Origin of the sequence: Actinacidiphila epipremni (assembly GCF_012034175.1) — a bacterium.
Classification (GTDB): Bacteria; Actinomycetota; Actinomycetes; order Streptomycetales; family Streptomycetaceae; genus Actinacidiphila; species Actinacidiphila epipremni.
Genome location: NZ_JAATEJ010000024.1, coordinates 125837 through 151776 on the forward strand (window position 1 = coordinate 125837; position 25940 = coordinate 151776).

Genomic DNA, 25940 nt, shown 5'->3' on the forward strand with positions numbered 1-25940 from the left:
CCGGAAAGCTTCTCCGGTCTAGTCCACGGGTGAGCGCAACAGGCAGGATCTGCGCGTTTTCTGTGTCGATTCTGTCAGGAGCCTGTGTCGTGCGCGCATCCTCCGGTCGTCGCCCGAAGCGCCGTTCCGCCCTTCGCCGTGGGTGGGTGCGGGGCACCGCGATGCTCGCCTTCGTCGCCCTGGCGTTCATGCTGACCACCAGCCAGGCCGCCGCCGACGGCGCGACGCTGCCGGCGCTGTCGATGCCGAGCCTGTCGTCGCTCGGCGCGTGGCTGAAACACCCACCGCACTGGAAGGACGTCCCGCAGCAGCAGAGCGGCACCGCGGCGGGCAGGAGCCACCGGGCGACCGCCGCCGCCACCCGGGCGCGCGGCGGCGCCGGCCGCAAGCCCGGCAGGTCGCCCAGCGAACTCGACCCCTACCAGCCCTACGCCAAGGTGTCGACGTCCGGCCGCAGCGCCGTCGTCGGCGGCTTCTCCGCGAAGACCAGCAAGCGCGACGCCGCCGCCTCCGACGCGACGACGACGGTCTACGACAACGCCGACGGCACGCACACCCGCCGGGTCTCCCAGACGCCCGTCAACTTCCGCGACGGCAAGGGCACATGGCAGCCCATCGACACCAAGGTCCGGCGCGGCCCCGACGGCCGGCTGCACGAGGCGGCCAACTCCCGCGGCGTCGACTTCGCCGGCGACAGCGCGGACGCCGACCTGGCCACCTTCCGCCTCGACACATCCCACAGCGTCAGCTACGGCCTTCAGGGCGCGGCGAAAGTCACCGGCACGGTGGCCGGCTCCGAGGTCACCTACGCCGGCACCCTGCCGCAGACCGACCTCGTCCTCGCGCCCTCCGCCACCGGCGTCAAGGAGTCCGTCGTCCTGCACTCGGCGCAGGCCGGCAACTCCTGGACCTTCCCGCTCGCGCTGCACGGCCTGACCCCGGTCCAGCTCGCGGACGGCTCGATCGACCTGCGCGACGCGGCGGGCAGGAGCACGGCCCAGATCCCGCGCGCCTACGCGTACGACTCCAAGGTCGACCCGCGGTCCGGCGATCCGACGACCACCTACGCCGTCACCTACCACCTGGTGCACACCGCCGCCGGCACCGCGCTGAAGGTCACCCTCGACCCGGCGTGGCTGCACGACCCGGCCCGGGCCTTCCCGGTCACCGTCGACCCGTCGATCGTCGACGGCTGGACGACGACCTATGCCGAGTCCGGCAACAACGGCGACCACTCCTTCGAGCAGACGGTCAAGGTCGGCTCCTACGACTCCGGCACCCACTCGGCGAACTCGTTCGTCAACCACTGGTACAGCGGCTGGGACGGCTCCGGCGTCACGGTCACGGCGGCGTCGCTGCACCTGTTCGACACCTGGGCGTCCACCTGCACCGCCGAGCGCTTCGACGTCGCGCTGGTCACCTCGGCATGGACGCCGACCGGCGTGACGACCTACCCCGGCCCCTCGAAGGGCGCCTCGGTCGGCAACCTCACCCCGAGCGTCCCGCACGCCTGCGCCAACACCGCCGCCGACCGCTCCGTCGGCGACTGGGTCCAGGTCCCGCTCACCACCGCCTCGATCCAGGGCTGGGTGAACGGCACCACACCGGACTACGGCCTGGCGGTCTACGCGGCCACCACCGACAACCTGCACTGGAAGCAGTTCGGTTCGTTCGCGGACCCCGGGCTCGGCCCGTACATCGACGTCACGTACACCGGGACGACCCCGCCGCAAGTCTACCAGCAGTACCCGAACAACAACGCGGTCGCCTCCACCACCACCCCGGAACTCACCGCCTGGTCCGGCGGCGCCAACTCGCAGGCGAACACCACCACCAAGTACGACTTCCAGGTCTACGACAACACCGGCACGAAGGTCGCCGACTCCGGGCTGCTGGCCGCCGGCGACTGGACGGTCCCGGCCGGCAAGCTCAAGTGGGGCCAGACCTACGACTGGACGGTCCAGTCCTACGACGCGGGCCTGTACTCCGGCGCGGTCTGGTACGCGCTGTCGATCGAGGTGCCGCAGCCGCTGATCACCTCAGGGCTGTCGCAGAACAGCAGCGACCACGGCTTCGACGCGTCGATCGGCAACTACACCACCTCCGACACCGACGCGAGCATCTCCGTGGTCGGCCCCGGTCTTGACGTCGACCGGTCCTACAACTCACGCGACCCGCGCTGGACCGGCGCGTTCGGCACCGGCTGGTCGAGCGTCTTCGACGCCCGCACCACCGACCAGTACAACGCGGCGGGCACGGTGACCTCCACCGTCGTCAGCTACCCGGACGGCTCCCAGGTCGGCTTCGGCAAGAACGGCGACGGTACGTACACCCCGCCGTCCGGCCGCTTCGCCACCTTCAAGGCGGTCTCGGGCGGTGGCTACACGCTCACCGACAAGAGCGGCACCGTCTACGCCTTCACCCAGCTGCTGAGCACCGGCACGTACGGCATCAGCTCGGTCACCGACGCCGAGGGGCACGCGCTGAGCTTCGGCTGGTCCGGCGGCCACATCACGCTGATGACCTCGGTCACCGCCCAGCGCGCCCTGCACCTGACCTGGCAGACCCCGGCGGGCGCGAGCGCCGCGCACATCAGCAGCGTCGTCACCGACCCCGTCGACCCCGCCGCGCCCACCAGCGCCCGCACCTGGACGTACGGCTACACCGGCGACCAGCTCACCTCGGTGTGCTCCCCGATCTCCACCACCAAGTGCACCGGATACGGCTACACCGCCGGCTCGCAGTACCAGAACGCCTCCCTCGACCTCGGCCCGCACGCCATGTGGCCGATGTCCGAGGCGTCCGGCACGACCGGCAAGGACGCGGTCCTGGCCAACCAGGGCGCGGACAACCTCACCTACAGCGGCGTCACTTTCGGGGCCGCCGGCCCCATGGCGGGCTCCTCCGCGACCGCGATCGGCTTCAACGGCACGAGCTCCTACGCCACGCTGCCGTTCGACATGGGCAACAACACCGACTCCGGCGCCCTCTCGCTGTGGTTCAAGACCTCCGCCGGCCCCGGCGTCCTCTACTCCTACGCCTCGCAGCCCGTCACCGCGGGCGACTCGCCCGGCGCGTACACCCCGGCCGCGTACGTCGGTACGGACGGCAAGCTCAAGGCCGAGTTCTGGAACAGCGGCGGCATCGCGCCGATCAGCACCACCGCGTCGGTCGCCGACGGCAAGTGGCACCACATGGTGCTCTCGGCCGCGGGCAACTCCCAGACCCTCTTCCTCGACGGCGCCAAGGTCGGCTCGCTGTCGGGCACCATCGGCATCCAGCCCGGCCTCGCCTTCGGCAAGAACCAGCCGTACAACACCCTCGGCGCCGGCTTCCTGGGCGGCAAGTGGCCCGACCAGCCGCACTCCAGCACCACCGACCCGACCGGCACGGCCACCTACTTCAACGGCCAGATCGCCGACGCCGCCTGGTACGACCGCCCGCTCGTCGCCGCCGACGCGACCGCCCTGCACAACTTCGGCACCCATGCCGCCGGCCTGCTCAGCACCATCACCCGGCCCTCCGGCAAGGCGTACCAGTCGATGACGTACGACCCCGCCACCACCGCGCTGACCCAGCTCACCGACGAGAACGGCGGCGTGTGGAAGCTCGGCGCCCCCACGGTCGCCGGCTCCAGCCAGACCTACCGGGCCGCCGTCCTCGGCGGGGCGCCCGCCACCTACTTCCGGCTCGGGGAGGCAGCGGGCGCCGCGACCGCCGTGGACGAGACCCGCGGCGGCAACGGCACGTACAACGCCGTCACGCTCGGCGCCGCCGGCCCCTTCAGCGACCAGAAGGCCGCCACCTTCAACGGCACCAGCTCGTACGTCAAGGTCCCGGACGCGCAGACCGGCGACACCTCCGCGTCCGCCGAGATGTGGTTCAAGACCACCCACCCGACCGCGATCCTGCTCAACGCGCAGGCCTCCGCGATCGGCACCACCCCGCCCTCGACCACCCCGCAGCTGTGGATCGGCAGCGACGGCAAGCTCCACGGCGGCTTCTACACCACCGCCGGCTCCGTCCAGCTGGGCACCACCGGCACCGTCACCGACGGCAAGTGGCACCACGTGCTGCTCAGCGCCGGCCCCACCAGCCAGACCCTCTACCTGGACGGCACGCAGGCCGCGACCAAGACCGGCACCGCCGCCCTCACCACCGGGGCGCGCAACCTCGACTACCTCGGCGCCGGCACCACCGGCTCCGGATGGGCCGGCCTGACCACCGGCACCATCGCCTACTTCAACGGATCCCTCGCCGAAGCCGCCGTCTACCGCACCGCGCTCACCGCGCAGGACGCCGCCGCGCACTTCGAGGCCGCGAAGAACTCCACCGGCCTGCTGCCCGTGGAGACCGTCAAGGTCACCTCGCCCGCGCCCTACAGCGCCGTCACGACGTACAAGTACGACCTGCTGAACGACGAGCGGGAGTTGAGCGAGACCGACGGGCTCGGCTACACCACCAGCTTCGGCTACGACACCGGCGGCTTCGAGCACACCGTCGTCGACCCGAACGGCGCGATGACGGTCACGGGCCACGACGTACGCGGCAACGTCGTCTCCTCGACCACCTGCCAGGACCAGGCGGCCCAGCGCTGCTCGACGGAGTACTACACCTACTACCCGGACGACACCACCGCCCAGCTGACCACCGCCGACCCGCGCAACGACGTGCTGCTCACCGAACGCGACGGACGGTCCGCCTCGGCGACCGACCCCACGTACCTGACCACGCACACCTACGACACGGGCGGCAACGAGACCGGCGTCACCACCCCGCCCGTCGCCGGCTTCCCGCACGGCCGCACCGAGACCATGGCGTACAGCGACGGGACCAGCGCCTTCCCGGCAGTCGGCGGCGGCAACGTGCCCAAGGGCCTGCCGGTGACGACCACCACCCCCGGCGGAGCCGTCAGCACCATCGGCTACTTCCAGAACGGCGACGTCGCCTCCACCACCGACCCACTCGGCCTCGTGACGTCCTACACCTACGACGGCCTCGGGCAGGTGCTGACCAAGAAGATCGTCTCCGACACCTACCCGGCCGGCCTGACCACCGCCTACACCTACGACCCGGCCGGCCAGGTCACCGAGGAGAAGGACCCGCCGGTCACCGACCGGGTCACGGGCGCCGTCCACACCGCCGACTCCACCACCGTCTACGACGCCGACGGCGACGTCACGTCCCAGACCGTCGCCGACCTCACCGGCGGCGACGCGCCCAGGACCGAGACGCAAGCCTACGACCAGTACGACCAGGTCCGCACCGACAGCGACGCGAACGCCGCAGCCGGGCTGCCCAACGGCAACACCACGACATACGCCTACGACCACTCGGGCAACAAGCTGAGCGAGGTCACCTCGTCGGGCACCACGACCCAGTACACCTACGACGACGACGGCCACCTGCTCACGCAGGGCATCCTCTCCACCGGCGACCCCGTGAACCCCCAGCCGGCGACGCTGCTCATCGAGTCCTCGCGCGCCTACGACCCGGCCGGACGCCTCGCCTCGATCACCGACGCGATGGGCAACACCACCAAGTACACCTACACCGACAACGGCCTCACCGCGAAGATCACCAAGACCAGCGCCGACGGCGCCGGCACCAGCGTGCTCACCGCAAACACCTTCGACGCGGCGGGCAACGAACTCAGCGAGACCACCGACAACGGCGCGACGGTCACCAACTACACCGTCGACGCCGCCTCCCGCACCACGAGCACCACCGTCGACCCGACCGGCGTCAACCGCACGACCTCCGTCTCGTACACCCCCGACGACCTCGTCGCGACCGAGACCGACAGCGACGCGAGCGGGAACCGCACCACCACGGCCAACACCTACGACGCGGCCGGCGACCAGCTTTCGGAGAGCGTCTACGGCGACTCCTCCGGCCACCCCGCGGGCTGGTGGAAGCTCGACCAGACCGGCGGCGGCACGGTCACCGACGCCTCGGGCAACGGCAACAGCGCCTCGGTCGGCTCCGGCGTGACGTGGTCGCCCGACGGCGCCGCCACCTTCACCCCGTCCGCGGGCACGAACGGCGTCATCGCCACCAACGGGCCGGTGCTGGACACCTCGACCTCCTACACCGTCTCGGCGTGGGTCGACCTCACCGACACCTCCACCTTCCGCACCTTCGTCGCCCAGGGCGGCACCAACCGCGCCAGCTTCTACCTCCAGTACAACCCGGCCGCCAACTCCTTCCGCCTGCACACCAGCAACGCCGACACCGCCTCCCCGACCTTCTTCGACGCCAACGCCGCCGGACCCGCGGCCCTCAACACCTGGACGCACCTGGTCGGCACCTTCGACGTCACCACCGGGGCGCTGCGCCTGTACGTCAACGGCACGCTGTCCGGCTCGGCCACCGACACGTCCCCGTGGACCGGCACCGGCCCGCTGACGATCGGCGGCGCCGAGATGGCCGACGGCAGCGTCCACGACGTGGTCGGCGGGTCCGTCGCCAACGTGCAGGTCTACCCGCGGGCCCTCAGCGCCGCCGAGGTGGCCACGCTGTACGGCGGCAGCCGCACCGGCGGAACGGTCGGCTCGTCCACCGCGCAGGTCACCAAGTGGGCCTACGACAAGCGCGGCCTGCCGACGTCGATGACCGACGCGGACGTGCAGACCACCGACTACAGCTACGACGAGGCTGGCAACCTCGCGGTCACCACCGCCCCCGCAGTCCAGGTCGAGACCGGCGGCGGCACCCCGTCGGCCCAGCGGCCCGTCACCACGAGCGGCTTCAACACCTACGGCGAGGCCGTCGAGGAGGTCGACCCCGACGGGAACCAGACCACGACGGTCTACGACCCGGACGGCAACAAGGTCTCCGAGACCCTGCCGCCCTACACCCCGGCCGGCTCCAGCACGCCGCTCACGGCGACGTCCACCTGGGCGTACGACAGCGACGGCAACCAGATCAGCGCCACGACACCGCGCAACGAGACGACGCACTTCCTCTTCGACCAGCTCGGCGACGTCGCCCAGACCACCGAGCCGGACGGGTCGGTCACCCACGCGACCTACGACGCCAACGGCGAGCAGCTGTCGATCACCGACGCCAACGGCGCCGTCAACCAGGCCACGTACGACTACCTCGGCCGCCAGGTGACGTCCACGGCCCTGGAGCGCTTCCCGACCGCGCGCACCCTCACCACCACGAACTCCTACGCGCCTTCGACCGGGAATCCGTACGGCGCGTACCTGACGTCCACCACCACGCCGGGCGGGGTCACCACCAGCTACGGCTACAACCGGGTCGGTGAGACGACCTCGGTCACCGACGGCGCCGGCAACACCACGTCCTACGCGTACGACTACCAGGGCGACCAGACCCGCACCACCGAGGCGGACAACACCTACTCCACCACCGAATACGACGCCTCCGGACGCCCGGTCTCCACCGAGCAGTACGACGCCGCCGGCACCCGGCTCAACCGGGTCTCGCAGGTCTACGACGGGGTCGGCAACGTGCTGGCGTCGACCGATGCCAATCAGCACACCTCCCACTTCACCTACGACGCGGCGGGCACCGTCACCCAGGAGGTGCAGCCGGTCTCCGACACCGAGTCGATCACCACCAGCTTCGGCTACGACGCGGCCGGCAACCAGACCCGCTTCACCGACGGCCGCGGCAACTCCTGGTACTACACCTACACGCCGTGGGGTCAGCAGGAGACGGTGCGGGCCCCGGCGACCGCCGACCACAGCTCGCCGGCCGACTCCACCACCACCAACGTCTACGACCTCGATGGGCAGCTGACGTCCAGCACCCAGCCCGGCGGCGTCACCACGACGATGACGTACGACCAGGTCGGCAACGTCAAGACCGCCTCCGGCAGCGGCGCCGACGCGGCCACCGCGACCCGCTCGTTCACCTACGACGGCGACGGCCAGGTCAAGACCGCCGCCACCAGCGAGGCCGGCGCCGCCACCGCCCGCGACCACCAGGCCGCCACCGCTGAGTCCTTCGGATACGACGACCGCGGTGACCTGCTGTCCGCCTCGGGCTCGGCCGGCTCGTCCTCCTTCAGCTACGACGACGACTCCGCCCCGCTGTCCCGCACCGACGCGGCCGGCACCACCGCCTACGGCTACGACACCGCGGGCCGGCTGTCCACGGTCGACGACGCGTCGTCCGGGACCCGGCTGACGTACGGCTACAACACCCTGGAGCAGGTCTCCTCGGTCAAGTACGGCGCCACCGGCCAGACCCGCACCTACACGTACAACACGGCACACCAGCTCACCGGCGACTCCCTCGTCCAGGGCGCGACGACGCTGTCCGGGATCACCTACGGCTACGACGACAACGGCAACCTGACCAGCAAGACCACCACCGGCGTTGCGGGCGCGTCCGCCAACACCTACAGCTACGACCAGGCCGACCGGCTCACGTCCTGGAACAACGGCACGACGACCACCGACTACAGCTACGACGCGTCCGGCAACCGGATACAGGTCGGCTCGAACGTCTACACCTACGACGCCCGCGACGAGATCACCTCCGACGGGACCCACTCGTACGCGTACTCCGCGCGCGGCACGCTGACGTCGGACACCTCCACCGCGGACGGGACCGTCCAGTACACCACCGACGCCTTCGGCAACCAGATCACCGCCGGCGACCACTCCTACACGCTCGACGCGGTCGGCCGGAACATCACCGACAGCAACGCCGCCGACCTGACGAGCCGCACCTTCCAGTACTCGGGCGCCGGCGACACCATCGCCTCCGACGGCAGCTATACCTACTCCTACGACCCGTCGGGCGGGCTGACCGGCGTCAACGCCGGTACGTCCCCGGGCGGCGGGCTGCTGGCCGTCACCGACGCGCACGACGACGTCGTCGGCACCTTCGCCTCCGGCGCCACCGCCCTGTCCGGGTCGGCCACCTACGACCCGCTGGGCAACGTGACCGCCGTGACCGGCGTCATGGGCCACCTCGGCTTCCAGTCCGGCTGGACCGAGGCCGACACCGGCAAGGTCGGCACCGCCTCGCGCTGGTACAACCCGGCGACCGGCACCTTCATGAACAAGGACTCGGTGTCCCTGAACCCGGTGCCCGACTCGGTGGAGGCCAACCCCTTCGCCTACGTCGACGACAACCCGCTGGGCGGCACCGACCCCTCGGGGCACTGGGGCTTCAAGAGCCTGGTCCACAAGGCCACCCATGCCGTCAAGAAGACCGTCCACAAGGCGGTCTCGCACGCGACGGCGTTCGTCTACCACTACACGCCGCCGATCGTGCACAAGGTCGTCAAGGCCGCCAAGCGCCAGGTCCACAAGGCCGTCAAGAAGGTCCAGGACGTCTACCACGCCACCGTGCGGCGGGCGGTACGCGTCTACCACTACGCGGCACGCCATGTGAAACGCGCCTACCACACGGCCGTCCGTAAGGTCACCACCGCTTATCACGCGGCGAAACGCAAAGTGAAACGGGTCGTCAAAAAGGCGAAGAAAGCTGCTCATGCCGTCGCCAAGAAGGCGAAGGCGGCAGCTCATACGGTGGCGAGCGCGAGCCGGACCGCCTACAAGGCGTCGGTCAAGGCGGTGAAGACCGCCGCCACCTACACCAAGAACCACGCGGCGGCGATCACGTCGTTCGTGGTGTCGACGGCGGTCTTCGCCGGCTGCGAGGCGGCGACGGTCGGCGTGGGCACGATCGGCTGCGCCGCGATCGCCGGAGCGGCGGGCTCGCTGGTCGAGCAGGGCTTTGCCTGCGCGGACCAGGGCGGCGCGGCATGCAGCGCGGGGGCGTTCGCCGCCTCGGCGGTGACCGGCGCGGTCGCCGGCGCCGTCGGCGGGGCACTCGGTTCCCTGGGCGGCAAGGTACTGGGCAAGCTCGCGCCGAAGGCGATGGAGGCGGTCGGCGGCCTGTTCGGCAAGGGCGCGAGCGAGGCGGCCGAGTCGGGGGTCGCCGACGCCACGGACGAGGCGGCGGCCCAGACCGAGGCAGCAGGCGCACGCTCGGAAAGCGAGGGCGCTGGCTGCAAGGCCGGGGTCCCGCACAGCTTCACCGGCAACACGCCGGTGCTCATGGCGGACGGCACGGCCAAGCCGATCTCCCAGGTGAAGACCGGCGACGTGGTGGCCGACGCCGTCCCCGGCACGGCGGGCGTGCAGGCACACAAGGTCACCGCGGTGATCGTGACGACAACCGACCACGACTTCGTCGACCTGACCGTGGCAGCAGCGAAACCCAGGGCGAACAGCACGGCCCCGGCCGGCCCCGCCGCAGCCACCCCGACGACCCCGGCTCCCAAGAGCTCGATCGTCCGCAAGGCGCTGCACCGCGCGGCGCTGACACTGGCGGCGTCGGCGGCGGTGCTCGGAACCCTCCAGCCGGGCCACCACCCGGAGCCGCCGACGGCCCCGGTGGCAGCGGTCTCCGCCGCACCGGCCTCAGCCCCCGCCACCCCGCCGGCGCACCTGACCACGACCTTCCACCACCCCTTCTACGACAAGACCCAGGCCGCCTTCGTCGAGGCCGCCGACCTCCACCCCGGCGACCTCCTCCAAACCCCCACCGGCAGTGCCCAGGTCACCGCCGTCCACCTCTTCCACGCCCACACCACCACCTACGACCTCACCATCGGCACCCTCCACACGTACTATGTGGAAGCCGGCTCCACACCGGTCCTGGTGCACAACTGCGGACCTGACACCTATGACTACGACGGTTCCGTCCGCTACCACGGCCTGGATGACGACGGACGGGCAACAGGTGTGTCGGCCACGATCAGGAAGAGCATGTTGAAGAAGGGGACACCCGCCAACAGGAGCGTCAATCCCTCCGGGTGGAACGGACACGGAACCCTTTACAACGAGGGGCGGGGACACCTGCTTGCCGATCGTCTCGGGGGAGACGGGGACCTGGAAGAAAACCTGGTCACCCTGACCCAGGATCCGACGAACACCCCGATCATGCGTGATGAGGTCGAGGGGCGGATCTTCGCCGCGGTCAAAAAGGGAGAGGTCGTTCAGTACACCGTCCGTGCCATCTACGCGAGGGGCGGATCGGACATGGCCCCGATGAAGCTGCTGATCGAGGCGTACGGGAACAGGGGTTTCAGTCTGCGGAGAGAGCTGGAGAATCCAGCAGGAATGTTCGGAATCGACAACTAGGGCACATGATGACGGAATTGGATGAACTCGTTCGGCTCGTTCCACCCCCTGACGATGTCGTGCCGTGGACGGGCTGGCGGGATCTTGAGGAACGACTGGGAACGGAACTCCCGGACGACTACAAGGCGCTCGTCGGACGTTACGGTCCCGGTTCGTTCGACAACTTCCTGCACGTGCTCCAGCCCGTCTGCGATTTTGGGCCGATCCTGATCGAGCCGTCCGCGACCCGATCCGCCGAAATCCTCGAACAGCTGCGCGCCGGTGGCGAGGAGATGCCCTACGCGCCGGACGCACTGCTGCCCGCGGCCAAGACGGACAACGGCGACACCGTCTACTGGCTCAGGGAGTCGTCCGCCGCACGACCGCAGGACTGGACGATCACCGCCAACGCAGCGCGCGGTACCGACTGGCCGACTTTCGGGGGAGGGCTTGTCGCTTTCCTGCTGGATACGCTGTCCAAGCGTTCCCACATGCCGATCTTCCCCCGTAACTTTCCCAGTGAGAAACCCGAGTTCGTGCTGTACCCCCCGAAGGGGGCGAGACGCCGCTGACCTGACACTTTGTGGAATGCGGTGCGACAGCTCCGTTGCAGTGGTGAACGAGGACCGGGGTGCCGCCGGCCCCGGGGCAGGGCCGGCGGGGGCAGGGGGGTGTCAGTGGGGGTCGAGGATGTGGTTGTGGCAGGCTGCGCGGTGGAGGAGGGAGTCGGGTTCTTCCGGGTCGATGGCCAGGACTTGGTCGAAGTCGGCGATGGCCGCCTGCCAGTTGCCCAGCGCCTCGTTGACCGAGCCGCGGTTGAAGAGCATCGCCGGGTCGGGCCTGATCGCTATCGCGCGGTCCAGGTCGGCCAGCGCGGCGGGCAGGTCGCCCTGGTCGTAGTTCACCGCCGCCCGGGTCGCCCACGCTTCGGCCATCGTCCCGTCCAGGCCGATGGCGGTGTCGAGCGCGGTACGGGCCGTGTCCGGGTCGCCCGACTCGTGTGCCAGGCGGCCACGCAGGCCGTGCAGGTGCGCATGGTCGGGCGCCAGTTCCAGCGCGGCCTCGACGAGGGCGCCGGCCTGGGCGAGTTCGCCCTCCTCGACCAGCAGGCCGGCGAGGTTGACGTAGGCGTCCACGAACGTGGGCTCGATCTCGATGACGTAGGCGAAGTCCGCGACGGCGCCGGGTATGTCGCCCGTCAGCGCGCGCAGGTCGCCGCGGTTGTAGTAGACCTCGGGGAAGGGCGGGGAGAGGCGGATCGCCGCGTCGTACTCCGACAGCGCCTCGTCGGTGCGGCCGAGCTTGCGCAGCACCGCAGCCATGTCGAAGTGGTATTCCGCGTAGTTGGGGTCCGCCTCGACGACCGCCCGGAAGTCCGCGAGTGCTTCGTCGAGCCGGCCGAGGGCGTTGAGCACCTGCGCGCGGTTGTAGCGCAGTACGGACCGGTGCAGCCGGTGCTCGTCCGCGTCCAGGTCGCCGTCGAGGCGTTCCAGGCCCTCGGCGACCAGCCGCAGCGCCTGGTCCGGGTGGGCCAGGTGGTTCTCGATCAGCGCCCGGCCGTTCTTGTGGAAGACCGTGTTGAACGCCCGGTCCTTCGGGTCGGGCAGCAGCTCGGCGATCGCGATGGCCTCGTTGATCCAGGCCATCGCGCGGCGGTGGTCCTTGCGGTCGTCCTCGTGGTGGCGGGTGTAGAGCATCGCGGTGGCGTAGGCCGCCTGCATGTGGATGTACGGCGACGCGGTGAACGCCCGCGCCTCGTCGTAAAGCGCCTCGGCCTCGACCGGCCGGCCCAGGGCGGCGAGCGATGTGGTCATCTTGGTGGTGAACGCCCACCACTGCTCGAACGACTGCTCCCAGTCGATCAGCGCCCTGCCGCGCTTGCCGTAGTCGACGGTGGCCTCGTAGAAGCCGAGGTCGATGCAGTAGTTCAGGGCGTGTTCGAGCGCCTTGGCACCCGACGTGGCCGGGTGCGCGCCGCGTTCGCGGTGGTAGGGGATGGCGCCGAGGCGCAGCGACTCCATGTCCAGGGCTTCGAGTGCGTCGGCGCGCTCGTCGTGCAGGGCGCGGCGCTCGGCCTCCGGGAGGCTTTCGTAGGCGGCCAGCAGCTCCGGGTCACCGCTGAGGCACTCGGCGGCGACGTGGCGGCGGGCGGACGAGGTGCGGTGGTCGTCGTCACCGCAACCGGAAGGCGTGGGCGTGCTCTGCGGCGGTGCGGGCGGCGCCAGTAGGGCCAGTGGTGCCGCCTCGACCCGGGTCGCGTACCGTGCCAGCATCGCGGGCAGGTCGCCGTCCTCCGGGAGGTCGCCGCGCGTGGTGACGACCAGGGTGATGCGCGCCGGGTCCAGCCGGCGTACGAGGACGCCGAGGAACTCCCGGTCCAGGCTGTCGGCCTCGTCCACCGCGTCGAACCACAGCGACACCGGTCCCTCGGCGACGGCGCCGACCATGTCCCGCAGGCACTCGGTCAGCCCGTGGGCGATGCGCAGGGTGCGCAACCGGGAGTAGAACCTGGTGCGTTCGACCGGAACGGCCAGGGACGTGAGCGTCTCCCGGGTGGCCCGCACCGTCGCGCGCAGCTCGGGCGCGACGGTCAGCAGCTCCACGTCGTGCGCGGCCACCACGTCAGCAGCCGCCTCGGCCACCCGCGGGTAGAGCTCCCGGAACAGGGTGCCGGTGGCGGTGTACGGGCCGCGCAGGCGCCGGTGCGCATGGATGGGCGGCAGCAGCGGCGCCGGCAGGTCCGGCCGTCCGGGAGCCACGAGCGACCAGTCGGCCGGCGAAGCCGGCGCCACCGGCGTACCCGGCGTGACCGGCGCGGACGGGGCAGCCGGGCCGGCCAGGCCGTCCGGCCCGTGGATCCACCAGTGCTGCGATTCCCCGGACATGCGATTCCTCCAGTCAGGACAAGGTCGTGGCAGTGGCGGCGGTGCCGGCGGTGGCACCGGCAGTGGCGGCCGTACGGGCGGCGCGACGGCTGCGCTGTGCCCGGACCGCCAGCCAGAGGGCGAAGCAGAGCTGCGCGAGATTGAGGGAGAGGAACACCGCGCTGTCGAGAAGCCCGCTGACGCTCTGCGCGCCCGGATCGTCCAGACGGCCGCCGACCTTGGAGAACACCCGGACCGCGACCGGGATGATGATCAGGCCCAGCGAGGCGAACGAGAACGTCCACCCGGCCAGCAGCAGCCAGGAGTACCAGCGGGCCACCGACCGGTCGCGCGGATGCCACACCGCCGGGTCGGTCATCCGCTGCGGCGTGCGGCGCAGCCGGTACCAGCGGTTGCGCAGCACCGCGCGTGCGGCCCCCTGCAGGTCGACGCAGCCGAGCACGGTGACGAACACGTAGTAGAGGTCCGTCTCGATGTAGAAGAAGAACTGCCAGAGCAGCCGCAGCACCGTGGTGTACGACAGGGCCAGCAGGATGCCGCCGGTGAGGCTGAGGCTGCCGTCCGCCCGCCGGGTCGCGTCGGCGCACACGGTGAGGACCATGATGACCAGGACGTCGGCGGTCATGCCGGCGAGCATCGGCAGGTAGCGCTTGCGGCGTGGAACGGTGACCAGTCCGTCCATCTCGGTCAGGAACACCACGTAGTACAGCCGCCGTCCGACCGACAGCCGGGAGGCCAGTCCGAGGCGGCGGCCGGCCAGCGCGTGGAACGACTCGTGCAGCAGGAGCAGCGGGAACTGGCCCAGGAAGGTGACCAGTTCCATCACCGTCATGTAGCGGGTGAAGAAGAGGTCGTGGTTGCCCGGCACCAGGTCCCGGTGGCGGACCATCAGCGCGGCGGTCAGCGCGGCCAGCGCCAGGAAGCACAGCCCGGACAGCGGGGAGAAGACGATCCGGCCCAGGCGCGCCCAGCGCACCGGCGGGGGCGCGGCCGGAGGGCGGCCGGCGGTCCGGCCGGCGGTGTCCTCGGCGGTGGGGCCGGCGGTGTCGACGAAGCCCAGGTCGACGATCGCTTCGAGGAATTCGGCGAGGTCGACCGTTTCGCCGTACGTCTCCCGGTACCAGTCCGCCGCCTCGCCCAGCGTGCCGCCCTCGCCGAGCCTGCGCAACAGCCCGGCGCCGTCCTCCGGCAGCACCGCGTAGGAGTTCGTGGCGGCGCAGCCGACGGTCACCTCGTCGCCCTCGGTCAGGTACGTCAGCGGCAGCAGCCTGATCCGGGCGTCCGGGTCGAGCTGCGCGGGCGCCGGCCCGGTGGCGGCGTCGCCGTCGTCCGCTGCGATGGTGGGCATGCCACTGCTCCTCGACACCTCTCGGCTGTGCACTGTCAGGTGGCCGGCCACCCGGCGCGACTGCTGCGGGGTGGCCGGCGACGCGGGCTCGCCGCGCGCGTACCGCGGGAGCCGGGACCGCTCTCGCGTCGTACTAGAACGGGCCGTTGTTGGTGTTGCCCCCGCAGCTGCCGTACAGCGCAGCCGCGACGCTCGTCAGGCGCACGGCGCCCGGCTTGCGGATCACGATCTTCTTCATCGATTCACCCCCTTCGCGAGGTCGGCCGGTCGGTGCCGCAACCGGCGGCTACGACGCAACCGCGTCGTCTCAGCCCTGGTTGCCCCCGCAGCTGCCGTAGAGCGCAGCCGCGACGCTGGTCAGGCGCACGGCGCCCGGCTTGCGGATCACGATCTTCTTCATCGGTTCACCCCCTCGCGACAAGTCGTCCCGGTCGTCCGAAGAGCAGATCAACGCAGCGCGGATGCGCGGCTCCGCGGACCAGGACCACCTGGACTCACACAGGCTGATCAAGCTCCGGAAGCCATTCATCTCAGCTAACGCCTGCCGGTCTGGAACGTAGACCCCGGGCCTCACACGGGTCAACGGACGCAACTGAACTGTCCGAAAGCCATGTACGGGGCGGTTGTGCATACAGATGCACGATGAACTGATCGCGCTGGTGGGCGCCGCCGCCCGGGAACCAAACCTGGAATCACGTCGATCCGCCCCGGACGGGATCCGGACGCGATCCGGACGCGATTCGGACGGGATGCAGTCGGGCTCCGGCCGGGCTCCGGCCGGGCGCGCGGTCCGATTATCCTCGAAGCTGCCCAAATCCCTTTTATCCCCGCTACATTGTGGCCTCTGCCGACCTTTCAGCCGCGGCAGACGCCCCCGTGCCGACGCCGTGCGGCACTCGGGGGCCGGGGGTAGGGGGAGGAACGGGTGCGCAGATTCACGCTCGGATTCGCGGTGCTTTCCGTGCTGCTGGCCGGCCTCGTCGCGCAGCCGCCGGCCGCGCACGCCGCCTCGGCCGACCCGGTGTCGGTGACCGCGGTCGTGCAGGGCCTGAACGTCGCCGTCACCTGGCAGGACGGCGACACCGCCGGGGTCACCGGTTACACCGTGACGACCTCGCCCAAGTCGGCCGGCAGCACCGTACCGCCCGGCGCGACCTCCGCGGTGCTCACCGACCTCCAGCCGGGGCTGGCCTACACCGTCTCCGTCGCCGCGCAGACGGCGGCCGGCACCGGAGCGGCCGTCACCGCACCCGGAACCGTACGGACGACGGCGCCCGGCGGCTCCTTCACCGGCCTGACGCCCGCCCGGCTGCTGGACACCCGCAGCGCGCTCGGCGCCCCGAAGGGACCGACGACCTCGGTGATCCTCGCCGTGACGGGCCGCGGCGGCGTCCCCGCCACCGGGGTGTCCGCCGTCGCGCTCAACGTCACCGTCACCGCGCCCACGGCGACCGGCTTCGTCACCGCCTACCCGGCGGGTGAGCCCAAGCCGAACGCGTCGAACGTCAACTACGTCCGGGGTGAGACGGTCTCCAACGCCGTGGTGGTCCCGGTGGGCGCCGGCGGCGCGGTCCAGCTGGCCGCCACCGGCTCCACGCAGCTGATCGCCGACGTGTCCGGCTACTGGACGACAGCCGCCGCGGCCTCCCCCGCGACCGGCCGCTTCCACGCCCTGTCCCCGTCCCGCCTGCTCGACACCCGCAGCGACCTGGGCGGATCGACCCCGAAGGGCGGCGGCACCGTCGACCTCCAGGTGACGGGGGAGGGGCCGGTGCCCGTGTCGGGCGTGTCGGCCGTGGTGCTCAACACCACCGTCACCGGCCCCACCGCGAACGGCTACGTCACCGTCTACCCGACCGGCAAGCCGCGCCCGGCCACTTCGTCGCTGAACTTCGCTCCGGGCGCCACGCTCGCCAACCGGGTCGTCGTACCCGTCGGCGCCGGCGGCAAGGTGTCCTTCTTCAACCACGCGGGCACCACCCAGATCGTCGCGGACGTCACCGGCTGGTACACCGACGGGTCCGACCCGTCCGCCGGCGGCTCCTACTTCGTCGCCGTCACCCCGCACCGGCTGGTCGACACGCGTACCGGCGCCGGCGCCCCCAAGGCGCCGCTCGGCGCGAACGGCGTGCTGCCGGTGCAGGTGGCGGGCGAGGACGGAGTGCCGCCGGCCGGCACCGACACCCCGCCGACCGCCGCGGTGCTGACGGTGACCACCGTCGCGGGGGCGTCCCACACCTTCCTGTCGGTGTACCCGTCGCTGGCCGCGCTGCCCCCGACGTCCGACCTCAACGCCCCGCCGCACGGCGCGGTGCCCAACCTCGCGCTGCCGGGGCTGGGCGTCGACGGTGCGGTGGACGTCTACAACCACGCCGGTGACGTGGCCGTCGTGGTGGACCTGTCCGGCTACTTCATCGGTGACGTGCACACCCCTGCCTCCACGGTGACCGCGCCGGACGGGGCGATCACGGCGGTGTCCACCGGGCCCGACGGCCCCGAGCAGATCACCGTCGCGCCCGGCGCCACCGCCCCGCGCGTCGGGCAGGTCATCGCCTCCGGGGTCACCCCGGCCACCCCGCAGGGCCTGCTGGCCGAGGTCACCGCCGTCAGCACCGACGCGGGCGGCGGCACGGTCGCGGCGGTACGGCCGGCCGGCCTCCAGCAGGCGCTGGGCGACAGCGACATCGCCCTGTCCGCGCCGCTCGGGGCGGACGACGTGGTGAGCGCCGACAGCGCCGGCCCCGCGGTCGTACCCCACGCCCCGGGCACGACCGGCCCCGGTCCCGCCACGGCCCCCACCGCCCCCACGGCCGCCACCGCCCCCACCGACCCGGCTCCCCTCGACCCGGCCCAGTTGCGGGCGCGGGCCACCGGGCACATCGCGTCCCGCGCGATCAGCACCGCGGGGACACAACACTGCGACGGCGACACCGGCTCCACCGTCTCCGTCACCGCCGCCTTCACCCCGACCCTGGTCTTCGAAGCGGCCATCGGCCACTCCGGCTTCCGGCCCACGGTCACCGCGAAGGCGGGCGCCGAAATCGGCGAGTCGACGAGCCTGTCCGTCGCCTTCGGCGGCAAGGTCGCCTGCACCTGGAGCGCGAAGCTCGCCACGTACACCTTCCGGCCGGTGGAGTTCGCCGTCGGCGGCGTCCCGGTGGTGATCGTCCCGGTCTTCACGGTCACGATGACCGGCAAGGCCGGCGGCTCCGCCCAGCTCAGCACGTCCGTCAGCCAGACCCTCACCGCGCGGGCCGGGATCCAGTACGCCAACGGCTCGGTGAGCCCGTACTCCGGCGTCACCCACACGACGTCCCACACCGGTCCGGCGGCCGGCGCCGCCCGGGCCGACGCCTCGCTCTCGCTGACCGGCGACCTCGAAGGAAAGCTCTACGGGATCGCCGGACCCGAGGCGTCGGTCACCGGGACGCTGTCGCTGAACGCCGACCCGGCCGACGACCCCTGGTGGACCCTCGGCTTCTCGCTCACCGCCGAGGCCGCGCTGCACATCAGCGTGCTCTTCCTCGACGTGGACGCCAGCGCCCGCTTCGGCATCCTCGACCTGACGCTGGCCCGGGCCGCGGCCGGCCCGACCGGCTCGCCGCCGGTCATCACCACCACCCGGCTGCCGGACGCCACCACCGGGCACCCCTACAGCGCGCAGCTGACCACCGCCGACCACCGGGCCGGCAGCTGGGCGCTGGCCGGCGGCGCGCTGCCCGCCGGGCTGACGCTGTCCGGCTACACCGTCTCCGGGACGCCGGCCACCGCGGGCACGTCCCCGTTCACGCTGCGCTTCACCGACACCCACGGCCACACCGTGCAGGCGGCAGGCACCCTCACCGTGTACGCCGGCGGCACCGCCCCGACGACCGGCACGGTCACCGGCCGGGTCACCGACACGCAGGGCCACCCGCTGGCCGGCGTCGAGGTGGAACTCCTCCAGTGCAGCTGCGGGGGCGCCCCGGTCGTCGACGCGGCGACCACCGCGGCGGGCGGCACGTACACCTTCACCGGCGTGCAGCCCGGCGACTCGTACGGCGTCTGCTTCACCCCGACCGACGCCACCGGCGGCATCTCCGACACCACCGGCTACGTCTTCCAGTGCTACGGCGACCACGGCGGCTCGTACCAGGTGCCGGTCACCGCGGGCGGCACGACCGCGGGCATCAGCGCGGTGGTGGCCGCCGGCGGGGCGATCAGCGGCAAGGTCACCGGCCCCGGCGGCCTGCCGCTCGGCTACGGCGACGTCTGGGTGCTCGCGTGGGACGGCGGAGGCGGCCTGATGCCGCACCGCGACGCGGGCGACTGGACCCACTCCGACGGCACGTACCTCATCAAGGGCATCCCCCAAGGGGAGTTCCCGCTGTGCTTCCTGGGCTCGGCCCCCGCCGAATACCCGGACGGCACCGGATTCGCCGCGAACTGCTACGGCGGCCACCCCCTGTCGGACCCGGCCTGGTCGTTGCGGGTGACGCCGCGGGAGACCGACCGCGGCTTCAACGGCCAGGTCGGCCGCGGCGCGGCGCTGTCCGGCCGGGTGACCGACACCTCCGGCGCCCCGCTGGCCGGCGTCCTGGTCGACGTCGAAGGCGTCTCCGGCGCCGACCCGGGCGGGTACGCCTACGAGGACCTCCACACGACCACCGACAGCAACGGCGAGTACGCGGTCGCCGACCTCACCCCCGGCACCGACTTCCAGGTGTGCTTCAACGGCTTCGGCGCAACCAGCACCTCGGCTCCCCGCGGCTACGGCAACCAGTGCTACAACGGTGTGCCCGAGGACTCCGGGAAGGCCACCCTGATCCGCCAGTCGGCCGGCCAGTTCCGCACGGGAGTCGACGCCCGCCTCCCGAAGACCCCCACCTCCGCGCTCGCCCCAGCCACCCCGCCCGCCTCTTCACGGTACGTCCGACGGCAGATGGGCGCCGCCGACCGGTAGGCACCGGGGCAGTTCGGCGACCTCGCCGGGCACGACGACCCGGTCGTGCACCTGCACGTCACCGATGTCACCGTGCCACCGGTCACGGTAGCGGGCGGCCCCGCGGGCCCGCCCTCCCCGGGGCCAACTCGCCGGCACTCGCAGCGTCACATCTCTTGACACAGCGTTCTCCTCGGGCCCACGATCGCGCAGCAGCTTTGGGAGAGCGCTCTCCCCGAGCACCCGTCCATGCCCCACTCCTCCGTCAGGAGAGTCGATGGGAACGCCGATGTCCCGTGCCGCCGCGGCGGCCGTGGCCGCACCGACCTGCCTCCTGCGTGCCGCGGTCGGCGGTATCACGATCCAGACCCCGGACGACGGCGCGACCCGGACTGACGTCCACTCCGCGACAACCGGGACCGGTGGCGCCCAGACGCTTCCCGTAAACGCTTCCGGGCGCACTGTCCGCGTGCACGGCACCCGGCGGGACAGCGGGCAGCTGCGCATGACGCCCAGCGGCCGGGCAGGCCGCCTTCACTGAGCGGACGCCGGACCCCCCACCCCGACCAGCAGCAGCCATAGGAGAGCCGTGTACACACGAACGCAAGGCCGCCCCCACCGTCCTCCGGGGTTCGCTCCCGTACCCCGGAAGACCGGCAGAACCCTCTGGACGGCGGCCCTCGCCGTCCTGGCGCTGATCACCGCTCTGCTCGTCTCCGGCGCGACCACCGCGAACGCGGCCCCCACGCTGCTCTCGCAGGGCAAGGCCGTCACGGCCTCCTCGGTAAACGCCGGCAACGCCGCCGCCAACGCGGTGGACGGCAACACCGGCACCCGCTGGGAGAGCGCCTGGAGCGACCCGCAGTGGCTGCAGGTGGACCTGGGCTCGACCGCGACGATCAGTCAGGTGGTGCTCCAGTGGGAGACCGCCTACGCCAAGGCGTACCAGATCCAGGTCTCGGCCGACGGGTCGACCTGGACCCCGGCCTACTCGACCACCACCGGAACCGGCGGCACCCAGACCCTCAACGTCACCGGGACCGGCCGCTACATCCGGATGTACGGCACCGCCCGCGGCACGGGCTACGGCTACTCGCTCTGGGAGTTCCAGGTCTTCGGCACCCTGGGGACCGATGGGGGCGGAACGACCTGCGGCACGCAGAACGCGGCGCTGAACCAGCCGGCGACCGCCTCCTCCACCGAGAACGCCGGCACTCCCGCCGCCGCGGCGGTGGACGGCAACACCGGCACCCGCTGGTCGAGCGCCGCCGCCGACCCGCAGTGGCTCGAGGTCGACCTGGGTTCCACCCTGACGATCTGTAAGGCCGCCCTCAGCTGGGAGGCCGCCTACGCCACCGGTTTCCAGCTGCAGACCTCGACGGACAACACCAACTGGACCACGATCTACTCCACCACCACCGGAACCGGCGGCACCCAGACCCTCAACATCTCGGGCACCGGCCGCTACATCCGGATGTACGGCACCGCCCGGGGCACGGGCTACGGCTACTCGCTCTGGGAGTTCCAGGTCTTCACCGGCGGAACCGGCGGAACCGGCGGGACCGGAGGCAGCACACCGCCGCCCACCGGCGGTTGCGGCACCACCAACGCGGCCCTCGGCCACCCCGCCACGGCCTCGTCGGTCCAGGACGCCAACCCGGCCTACGACCCGTTCTACGCCACCGACGGCAGCACCCTGACCCGCTGGTCGAGTGCGATCGCCGACCCGCAGTGGATCGAGGTGGACCTCGGTGGCAGCCTGTCGGTGTGCCAGGTGGTGCTCCAGTGGGAGAACGCCTACGCCTCCGGTTTCCAGCTGCAGACCTCGACGGACAACACCAACTGGACCACGATCTACTCCACCACCACCGGAACCGGCGGCACCCAGACCCTCAACGTCACCGGGACCGGCCGCTACGTGCGGATGTACGGCACGGCCCGCGGCACGGGCTACGGCTACTCGCTGTGGGAGTTCTCCGTCTACACGGTCGGGAACCAGACCGTCACCATCCCGCCGCCCCCGCCGCAGCCCGCACCGGGCAACTGCCCATGGATCAACGAGCCCAACGTGGCCGTCTCGACCCGCGTCGCCCAGCTGATGGGCGCAATGACGCAGGACCAAAAGGCCGGGATGCTGCACGGCGACGGCTCGAACGTCTACATCGGGCAGATCGCCGGCCAGCCCGCGCTCTGCATCCCGGACGTCAACCTGGAAGACGGGCCGACCGGCGTGGGCGACGGCCTGGCGGGCGTCACCCAGTTCCCCGACGGCGAGACCTCCGCGGCCACCTTCGACCCCGCCTACGAGCACGACTTCGGCGTCGCGGTGGGCCAGGAGTTCGCAGGCAAGGGCGTCAACGTCTCGCTCGGCCCGACGATCAACATGGTGCGCGACCCGCGCTGGGGCCGGTCCTATGAGACCTTCGGCGAGGACCCGTACCTCACCGGCGAGATCGTGAGCGCCGACGTCCAGGGCATGCAGAGCCAGGGCGTGATGGCCATGGTCAAGCACGCAGCCGCGTACAACATCGAGCAGCCGTCGGCGCCCGGGAACGAGATCGTGGACGGCCGCACCCTGCAGGAGATCTACCTGCCCGGCTTCCAGACCGCCATCGAGAAGGGCGGCGCGGCGGCGCTGATGTGCGGCTACAGCATGGTGAACGGCGCCTACTCCTGCCAGAACCCGCAGATCGAGAACGTGCCGATGTACCAGCAGGCCGGGTTCCAGGGCTTCATCTGCTCGGACTGGGGCGGCATCCACTCCACCGCGCCCTCGGCCAATGCCGGCGAGACGATCGAGATGCCGTTCGGCGGGTTCTTCGGCACCGATCTGGAGCAGGCCGTCGCCGCGGGCCAGGTCACCCAGGCGACCTTCGACGCCATGGTGTCCCGGGTGCTGACCCAGATGTTCCGCTTCGGCATGTTCGACAAGGCGCCCAGCGGCTCCACCACCGCCATCGTGGCCACGCCCGAACACCGCGCGGTCGCGCTGCGCGGTGACGAGGAGGGCTCGGTCCTGCTGAAGAACAACGGCGTGCTGCCGCTCAGCCCGAACGGCGGCGAGTCCGTCGCGGTCATCGGCACCAACGCCGGCGCCGGCGTGATCACCGCCGGCGGCGGCAGCGGCACCGCCACCAGCACCGGCACCTACAACCCGCTGTACGGGATCCAGCAACGCACCGCCGGCACCAACGTCAAGGTCGCCTACGACGACGGGACCGACCAGAGCAGCGCGGTCGCGCTGGCGAAGTCCTCGAACGTCGCGATCGTCTTCGCGGCCGACAACTACGGCCACGAGGAGTCCGACAACCCCACGCTCAACCTGCCGAACAACCAGGACGCGCTGATCTCCGCGGTCGCCGCGGCCAACCCCCACACGATCGTGGTGCTCAGCGACAACTCGGCGATCATGATGCCGTGGCTGAACCAGGTCGCGGGTGTGTTCGAGACCTTCTACCAGGGACAGGAGTTCGGCCAGGCGATCGCTGCGCTGCTGTTCGGCGACGTGAACCCCTCCGGGCACCTGCCGATCACCTTCCCGGCCTCGCTCGCGCAGGTGCCGGCGAGCACGGCCGCGCAGTGGCCGGGTGTCAACGGCACCGTCCAGTACTCGGAAGGGCTGGACATCGGGTACCGCTGGTACGACGCGAAGAACGTCACGCCGCTGTTCCCGTTCGGCTTCGGCCTGTCCTACACCGGCTTCTCGTTCGGCAACCTCAAGGTCGGGGCGCTGAGCAACGGTCAGGCGACGGTGACGGCCACCGTCACCAACACCGGAAGCCGGGCAGGGACCGAGGTGGCCCAGCTGTACGTCGGTGATCCGGCCCCGGCCGGCGAGCCGCCGCACCAGCTCAAGGGCTTCCAGCGGATCACGCTGAACCCCGGTGCGTCCGGCACGGTCACGTTCACGGTGACCGCGCACGACCTCGCGCACTGGGACACCGCGTCGGGCAACTGGATCGCCTCGGCGGGCAACTACCAGATCCTGGTCGGCGACAGCTCGCGCAACCTGCCGCTGACCGGCAACCTCAACAACCCGAACGACGTCACGGCCAACGCCATGGACTGATCCGGGACCGCCCCTGAGGGGCGTGAGGCGCTGCTGCCCGGCCACGGCAATGGAACCTCACGCCCCTCTCACGCGCCACGGCGCTGCGCGCTCCCCCGGGGGCCGTCACGAGCCAGGGCGGTTGCAAGTTCCGAGATCGCGTAGACCGTCCGCGCGGAGAGGGAGTCGACGCGGGAACAGCACAGGCACGGGGTCGGTGGTCATCAGGGTGTCTACGCCAGCTGATCACATCGAGGTCCTGTGCCTGCCGCTCCATCCTCCCCGATCCCTGTCGCCCTGGTGAAACCGGGCCGTGGTGGTGGCGCGCTGTCCCCACTCGGCGATGCCGCCACGTGCTCGGGCGTCGACACGCCACTTCCCATGCGACCCTCACCCGGCTCCTGTCCGCCCTCGACGGCAATGCCCTGGATGCCGCGCCCGGCGCCCATCCGGCTGCACACCACCACATCGCTGCTGGCGACACCGGCCCGCCGCCGCGGCCGGCGATCGCAGCGGCCGGCAAGGCGCTGCCCGGCTCCGCGCACCAACAGCAGCGCCACCGGCACCTGCTGTCCGCCGTCACCCACGCCCCCACCGTCGCATCCACCGACGCTGCCAGGAGTCCGGAAAGCGGCAGACCCGCGAGACCGTCTACGCCGACACCAGCCTCGACACCCACCAGGCCAGCCCTGGTGACCTGGGAAGATACGTCCGCGGGCACTGGGCAGTCGAAAACTCCAGCCACCACGTCCGAGACGTGGTCTTCGCCGAGGACTCCTTCACCGTCCACACCGGCAGCGCACCGCGGGCGATGGCCTCGTTACGGAACCCGGCCATCGGCAGACTGCGACGCTGGGAGCGAATGCCGCGTCGGCGCAGGTGCTCGCGGATGGCGCGTGAGGAGTAGGCTTTGTCGGCCAGGACCACGTCCGGTCTGGTGCGGGGTCGTCCTCGCGGCCGGGGAACGCGCAGGGCGGCCATCACGTCGGGGGAGGCCGGTGTGTCTCCGGCCTGCCCTGCGGTGAGGACGAAGGCCATCGGCCTGCACCGGTCGTCGGCGGCGAGGTGCACCTTGGTGCTCAGACCCCGCGGGACCGTCCGATGGCATGATCTGCCGGCTCGCCGACCTGGGCCATCAACGCGGTGAGGACCCGCTCCCACGTGCCATCAGCGGCCCACATCCGCAGTCGGCTGTAGACCCCGCGCCAGTTCCCGTACCTCTCCGGCAGATGGACCCACTGCGATCCGGTCTGGAACTTCCAGGCGATCGCATCGATCACCCCACGGTGGTCCCGCCACCGCCCACCCCGCCTGGGCGTCCGGTCCGGCAACAACGGCTCGATCCGCGCCCACTGCGCGTCACTCAACGGCACACTCAGAACAACGATCAGATGATCCGAACGAAACGGCCTAGGTGCTCTGTCCGGGGAGGTTGTGGACAGTGCTCACGTGCCGCGGGGCCGGCCGGTGACGGGGATTGGCGCTCGGACTCACCGACCTTCCCGCCGCTCGGTCGTGATGCGTTGCTGGAGGCTGTTCCGCGAGCGGCCCCTGCTCTGGTTGCGAGGGTGACGTGACCGCGACGGATTGTTAGGTTTGGCGGACTGTCGTACTGCCTTGGGGG

6 protein-coding genes and 1 pseudogene are annotated in these 25940 nt (G+C 71.4%); 4 read left to right on the plus strand and 3 right to left on the minus strand.

Annotated elements, in window-relative coordinates; all coding sequences use genetic code 11:
• Positions 1-146: 146 nt before the first annotated feature.
• Positions 147-11135, plus strand: a complete 10989-nt coding sequence (locus HCN08_RS26025; protein ID WP_167985683.1) for a LamG-like jellyroll fold domain-containing protein — start codon at positions 147-149, stop codon at positions 11133-11135.
• 5 nt (positions 11136-11140) lie between these two features.
• Positions 11141-11686 carry an SMI1/KNR4 family protein gene (locus HCN08_RS26030; RefSeq protein ID WP_167985684.1) on the plus strand — a complete coding sequence of 182 codons (546 nt, stop codon included), beginning with the start codon at positions 11141-11143 and terminating at the stop codon, positions 11684-11686.
• A gap of 102 nt (positions 11687-11788) precedes the next feature.
• Here HCN08_RS26030 and HCN08_RS26035 read toward each other — a convergent pair whose 3' ends face one another.
• Both HCN08_RS26035 and HCN08_RS26040 read right to left on the minus strand, forming a co-directional pair.
• Positions 11789-13999, minus strand: coding sequence for a tetratricopeptide repeat protein (locus HCN08_RS26035; protein WP_167985685.1), 2211 nt, complete (start codon positions 13997-13999; stop codon positions 11789-11791).
• 13 nt (positions 14000-14012) lie between these two features.
• Positions 14013-15347, minus strand: a complete 1335-nt coding sequence (locus HCN08_RS26040) for a hypothetical protein (protein ID WP_167985686.1) — start codon at positions 15345-15347, stop codon at positions 14013-14015.
• Positions 15348-16272: 925 nt separating this feature from the next.
• Here HCN08_RS26040 and HCN08_RS26045 point away from each other — a divergent pair.
• Both HCN08_RS26045 and HCN08_RS36730 read left to right on the plus strand, forming a co-directional pair.
• Positions 16273-20289, plus strand: coding sequence for a carboxypeptidase regulatory-like domain-containing protein (locus tag HCN08_RS26045; RefSeq protein WP_167985687.1), 4017 nt, complete (start codon positions 16273-16275; stop codon positions 20287-20289).
• Between the two features lie 667 nt (positions 20290-20956).
• Complete coding sequence (locus tag HCN08_RS36730; RefSeq protein ID WP_407648882.1) at positions 20957-24337, plus strand: discoidin domain-containing protein; 3381 nt, start codon at positions 20957-20959, stop codon at positions 24335-24337.
• A 630-nt stretch (positions 24338-24967) separates the two neighbouring features.
• Here HCN08_RS36730 and HCN08_RS35730 read toward each other — a convergent pair.
• Positions 24968-25695 (minus strand): annotated as a pseudogene (locus tag HCN08_RS35730) (transposase).
• Between the last annotated feature and the right edge of the window lie 245 nt (positions 25696-25940).